Source organism: Streptomyces omiyaensis (assembly GCF_014650895.1).
GTDB classification, from domain to species: domain Bacteria; phylum Actinomycetota; class Actinomycetes; order Streptomycetales; family Streptomycetaceae; genus Streptomyces; species Streptomyces omiyaensis.
Genome location: NZ_BMVV01000064.1, coordinates 1 through 5457, shown reverse-complemented (window position 1 = coordinate 5457; position 5457 = coordinate 1). Strand labels below are relative to the sequence as shown.

2 protein-coding genes and 2 pseudogenes are annotated in these 5457 nt (G+C 72.8%); all 4 read right to left on the bottom strand.

Features of this window, described 5'->3' with window-relative positions; genetic code table 11:
* A pseudogene (locus IE287_RS37875) lies at positions 1-262 on the bottom strand (UDP-glucose 6-dehydrogenase); the annotation flags it as partial.
* Between the two features lie 77 nt (positions 263-339).
* Positions 340-1362, bottom strand: a complete 1023-nt coding sequence (galE, locus tag IE287_RS37870) for a UDP-glucose 4-epimerase GalE (protein WP_189853975.1) — start codon at positions 1360-1362, stop codon at positions 340-342.
* Positions 1363-1403: 41 nt separating this feature from the next.
* The gene (locus tag IE287_RS37865) at positions 1404-3293 is read right to left on the bottom strand and encodes a glycosyltransferase family 2 protein (RefSeq protein ID WP_189853974.1); all 1890 of its coding nucleotides are present in this window, start codon (positions 3291-3293) and stop codon (positions 1404-1406) included.
* Positions 3294-4139: 846 nt separating this feature from the next.
* Positions 4140-5144: pseudogene (locus tag IE287_RS37860) on the bottom strand (UDP-glucuronic acid decarboxylase family protein); the annotation flags it as partial.
* Positions 5145-5457: the final 313 nt, after the last annotated feature.

Genomic DNA, 5457 nt, shown 5'->3' with positions numbered 1-5457 from the left:
GGGGGGTGCCGACGCAGATGAAGTGGACCTCGCCGTGGGCCGCGGCCTCGCGCAGGCTGGTGGTGAAGCGCAGGCGTCCGCAGGCGAGGGCGCGGGTCAGGACGTCGTCGAGCCCGGGTTCGTAGAAGGGGGGTCTGCCTTCGGCGAGGGCGGTGATCTTGTCGATGTCGACGTCGACGCCGAGGACGTCGTGTCCGATGTCGGCCATGCACGCGGCGTGCACAGCTCCCAGGTAGCCCGTACCGATGACGGTCAGCCGCATTGCGTGGGTGCTCCTGTCGGGGGGGTGAAGAGAAGGCGCGCGGGGGGCGGGGTGGGGGTGGGGGTGGGGGTGGGGGGTCAGGGGGCGTAGCCGTAGGGGTTGTTGCGCTGGAAGTTCCAGGCGTCGCGGCACATGGCGGTCACATCGCGCCGGGCGGTCCAGCCCCAGGCGGCCTCGACCTTGGCGGGGTCGGCGACCAGTTCCGCGACGTCGCCGGGCCGGCGCGGGGCGATGCGGTGCGGGATCGGGCGGCCGGAGGCCTGTTCGAAGGCGTGGGCGAGTTCGAGCACGGACGAGCCGCGGCCGGTGCCGAGGTTGAAGATCTGCAGGCCGGGGGCGTCGTCGAGGTGGCCGAGGGCGGCCACGTGTCCTTCGGCGACGTCCACGACGTGGATGTAGTCGCGCACTCCGGTGCCGTCGGGGGTGGCGTAGTCGTCGCCGAAGACGCTGAGTTCCTCGCGGCGGCCCACCGCGATCTGGGCGAGGAAGGGCATGAGGTTGCCGGGGACGCCGCTGGGGTCCTCGCCGAGCAGTCCGCTGGGGTGGGCGCCGGCCGGGTTGAAGTAGCGCAGGGCCAGAACCCGCAGTTCGGGCACGTGGCGGCACAGGTCCGCGAGGATCCGCTCGCAGGTCAGCTTGGTCGCCGCGTAGGGGTTGGTGGGCGCGGTGGGGGACTGTTCGGTGAGCGGGACGACCGTGGCGTCGCCGTAGACCGAGCAGGACGAGGAGAAGACCAGCCGGTGGACGCCGTGGGCGTGCATGGCGGAGGCGAGCGCGGTGGTGCCGCCGACGTTGATGTCGTAGTAGGCGAGCGGGATCCGCACCGATTCGCCGACGGCCTTCTTCGCGGCGAAGTGGACGACCGCGTCGATGGGGTGGGCGCTGAAGACGGCGTCCAGGGCGCGCCGGTCGCGGACGTCGGCGGTGTGGGCGGCGGCGATCGGGCGGCCCGCGATCTTCGCGACGCGTTCGAGGGCTTCGGGAGAGCTGTTGGAGTGGTCGTCCAGGACGACGACCTCGTGGCCGGAGCGCAGGAGTTCGACGCAGGTGTGGCTGCCGATGAAGCCGGCGCCGCCGGTGACCAGGACGGTCTGGGGCACGGGGGACCTCGTTTCTGGGGCGGCCGCGGGGGCCGGGGTCGTCACCAGGCGTAGAAGCCGGTGAGGTAGACGGGGAAGACGGTGACGGCCAGGGCCAGGGGGAGCAGGCAGAGCAGGCCGGCGGTGAGCGGGAGCGCGGCGGTGCGCGCGGCGCGCAGGGCGGGGGTGCCGGTGGCCCGGGAGGTCTCCTTGACGTGCAGGGCGGCGACGGCGAGGGCGACGGCGGCGTACGAGGCGGAGCCGAGGAGGCACAGGAAGACGTAGCCGACGGCGGGGCCGGTGAACTGGCCGACGAGGGCCGCGCCCGACAGGAAGAGGGTGATCACCAGGTACGGGGCGACGGTGCGCAGCGGGAGGGGTTCGAGGCCGTCGCGCTTCTTGGGGGTGACCTTGAAGGTGATCTGGCGGGGGCGCAGTTTCTGGGTGACGGCGGCCAGGACGCCCCAGGCGACGTAGGGCCAGCGGGAGAGGCCGAAGAGCCAGATCTCCCAGCTGAGGATCGGGGAGTTCTCGGGCCGCAGCAGTCCGCGGCGGCGGCACAGCAGGGTCAGCAGGATCAGCCAGAGCGACATGCTCCAGAAGTGGGCGAGGAAGGCGGCGTAGTTGACGTCGATCCACGGCGCGCCGGTGATCGCGGCGATCGGCGGCAGGAGGATGCCCGTGATCGTGGCGAGGGCGAGCAGGGGGTAGTACATCAGGGCGGCGCCGAAACGGATCCGCAGTTTCAGGGGCATGCGTCCGAGGTGGCGCGGCAGCATGCCCAGGAGCATCACGGCCAGGCTGCGGGACCACTGGAACTCCTGGGTGATCATCGCGCCGAAGGTGATCGGTCCTTCTCCGTGGGCTTCGGCGTCGATGGCGAACGCGCCCTGCCAGCCGGCGGAGGTGAGCAGGAAGGTGGTGGAGAAGTCCTCGGCGAGTTCGGGGCCGAGGCCGCCGATGTCCCGCAGGGCCCGGGTGCGCACGGCGTAGTGGGAGCCGATGCAGACCGGGGCGAGGCCGGCGGAATGGCCGAGCTGGACGGGGCCGTGGAACATGGCCTCGCGCTGCAGTCTGCCGCGGGCGGCCCAGGAGTGGCCGGCGTTGGAGTCGCAGACGCTGGGGGCGGCGACGTAGCCGATGGCGGGATCGGCGAAGGGACGGACGACCTCGGCGAGGTAGTGCGGGCTCGGCACGTGGTCGCAGTCGAGCTGGGCGACCACGTCGTAGTCGTCGTATCCCCAGTGGTCGTAGAAGAAGGCGAGGTTGCCCTCCTTGCAGCGGGTGCGGCGGGGCCACTGGGCGCGGTGGTAGTCCGCGCGGCCGCGGCGGGTGGAGACGCGGACGCCGTGGGTGCGGCACCAGTCGAGGATCTCGTCGGTGGGGTCCTCGTCGCACAGCCAGACGTCGTAGGCGTACGGGAAGCGCTGGCCGAGCATGGCCCGCAGGGTGGCGCGGGCGATGTCCCAGCCCTCGGAGGGGGCGCGGGTGACGACGAACGCGGTGCGCAGGGTGGGGACTTCGGCCGCCGGATCGAAACGGCGCATGCGCAGGAGGGCGACGAGGAAGTGGATTGGCAGGTAGGTCAGGTAGAGCAGCAGGGCGCTGTTGACGATCAGGCCGGGCCAGCCGATGCGGTGGGACGGCTGGAGCCACCAGACCCAGAACCAGACCAGGCAGGCCGCCCAGCCGAGGGAGAGGAACACGACCAGGAGGCGGTCGGCGCGGGTGAAGGCCCGCACGAAGCTGGAGGGGAACGGGGTACGCCCGCGGGGCCGTCGCGCCAGGACCGGTCCGTCGGGGCCGATGGAGGCGACCTCGCCCTTCGAGAGGGCCTTGATCTCGCTTCCCAGTGCCTGCCATTCCTCCGGTGAGCCGGGGGCGTACGGGACGAGCGGGGAGTCCTGGGCGGTGCCGGCCCCGCCGGGGGGGCTTTGCTCCAACGACGTCATGACGGGAAGTTCTCCAGGCGGTGCGACGGACGGGCCACAGGACACGGGGAGGCGAAGGGACGAGAAGGCGAGAAGGCGGGAAGGCGGGGAGGCGAGGGAACGGAAAGGCGAGGAGGCGAGGGAACGGGAAGGCGAGGGGGTGAGGGGGTGAGGGGGTGAGGGGGTGAGGGGGTGAGGGAACAGGAAGGCGAGGAGGCGAGGGAACGGGAAGGCGAGGAGGCGAGGGGGTGGGAAGGCGGGCGCGGAGGTGCTCGGGCAGGGGCGTGAAGGGGATGGAAGGGGTGGGGGGTGCCCGGGCAGGTGGGCAGGGGTGGGGGGTGGGGGGCGGGAGGTGCCCGGGGAGGTGGGGGTGGGGGCGTCGTGGCCGGCCGGGGCGGGCGGGGCGGCCCGGGGCCGGCCGTGACGCACGGGGCGGGGTCAGCCGGCGGGGGCGGCCGTGACGCGGGATGGGTCAGCCGGCGGGGGCGGCCGTGACGCGGGATGGGTCAGCCGGCGGGGGTGGCGGTGGGGTCGGGAGCGGCAGTCAGCCGGCGGTGGGGTCGGGAGCGGCGGCGCAGGGCACTCCGGCAGCGGCCGGCAGAACGGCGGCGCAGGGCACTCCGGCGGCGGCCGGCAGAACGGCGGCGGGGGCGGCGGTGGGGTCGGGGGCGGCAGTCAGCCGGCGGTGGGGTCGGGAGCGGCGGCGCAGGGCACTCCGGCAGCGGCCGGCAGGACGGCGGCGGCGGCGCAGGGCACTCCCGCGGCGGCCGGCAGGACGGCGGCGGCGGTCAGCGGGCGCAGGACGGCGGCGGCCGGGCGGGGAGCGGCGTGGGCCGGACCGGGGATCGCCTGGGCCGCGGACGGGACCGGTTCGGCGACGGCGGCCAGCGGTACGGTCTCGTGCTGGCCGCCGCGGATCGCCGCGGCGGCCAGGCGCAGCAGGTCGGGACGGGCGGCGAAGTAGGCGACGGTCCGGCGCAGGCCCTCGGCGATGCCGACCTGCGGCTCCCAGCCCAGGACCTCGCGGGCGCGGGTGATCACCGGGCGGCGGCGGACCGGGTCGTCGACCGGCAGCGGGTGATGCCTGACCTCGGAGGCCGAACCGGTCGCGGCCAGGACCAGAGCGGCCAGTTCGGTGACGGTGCGCTCGACGGGGTTGCCGAGGTTGAAGGGACCCGGCTCGTCGGAGTCGAGGAGCGCCAAAAGACCGCGGACCAGATCGTCGACATAGCAGAAACTGCGGGTCTGCCCGCCGTCGCCGTAGACGGTGAGCGGCTCGCCGGTCAGCGCCTGGGTGATGAAGCTGGACACCACCCGGCCGTCGTGCGGGCGCATGCGCGGGCCGTAGGTGTTGAAGATGCGGGCGATGCCCACGTCGACGCCGTGGGTGCGGCGGTAAGCGGCCGACACCGCTTCGGCGTATCGTTTCGCCTCGTCGTAGACACTACGGGGGCCGATCGGGTTGACGTTGCCCCAGTACCCCTCCTCCTGGGGATGGACCAGAGGGTCACCGTAGATCTCACTGGTCGAGGCGAGAACGAAACGGGCACCGTGGCGCAGAGCCAGCCGCAGGGCGTTCTCGGTACCCCGGCTGCCGACCGCGAGAGTCTCCAAAGGCCGCCTGAGGTAATCGGGCGGAGAAGCCGGAGACGCCAAATGCGCGACCGCATCGACACGGCCGGGAACGTCCACACCCTCACTCACATCGGCATGCCGGAAGACGAAGGCCGGATGACCGTGCAGGTGGGCGATATTCCCGGGGTCGCCCGTCGAGTAGTCGTCCAGACACACCACCGAGTCACCGCGCCGCAGGAGCGCCTCACACAGATGGGACCCGAGGAAGCCCCCGCCACCGGTCACAACAACACGCATTCGTCTCTCCAGGTAGGAAAACCGGGTGGACCGCACGCCCCGGCACACGGGCGACCGGAAGACACACCACCGGACGAACCGACAAACGGAACGCTCTCTCAGATAAACGCAAAAAGAGAATATGGTCGTAAGCCGTGATTTACGGGGAGGCAAGTGGGACGCTGGGCCGTTCGGCGAGCCACACCCGGGGACGCACGAGCCCTCCTCACCCGACCCCACAAAGGCCCACGGCCTCGAACACACCCCCCGGCAAAGGTCACACGTACGTGTGAGACCACACCCGGCGCGCCCCCCGGGGGCAGAACGGCCCGGG

Bases quoted from the DNA above. Each gene is read 5' to 3' on its own strand.
- IE287_RS37865 (WP_189853974.1), bottom strand. From the start codon at position 3,293: ATGACGTCGTTGGAGCAAAGCCCCCCCGGCGGGGCCGGCACCGCCCAG.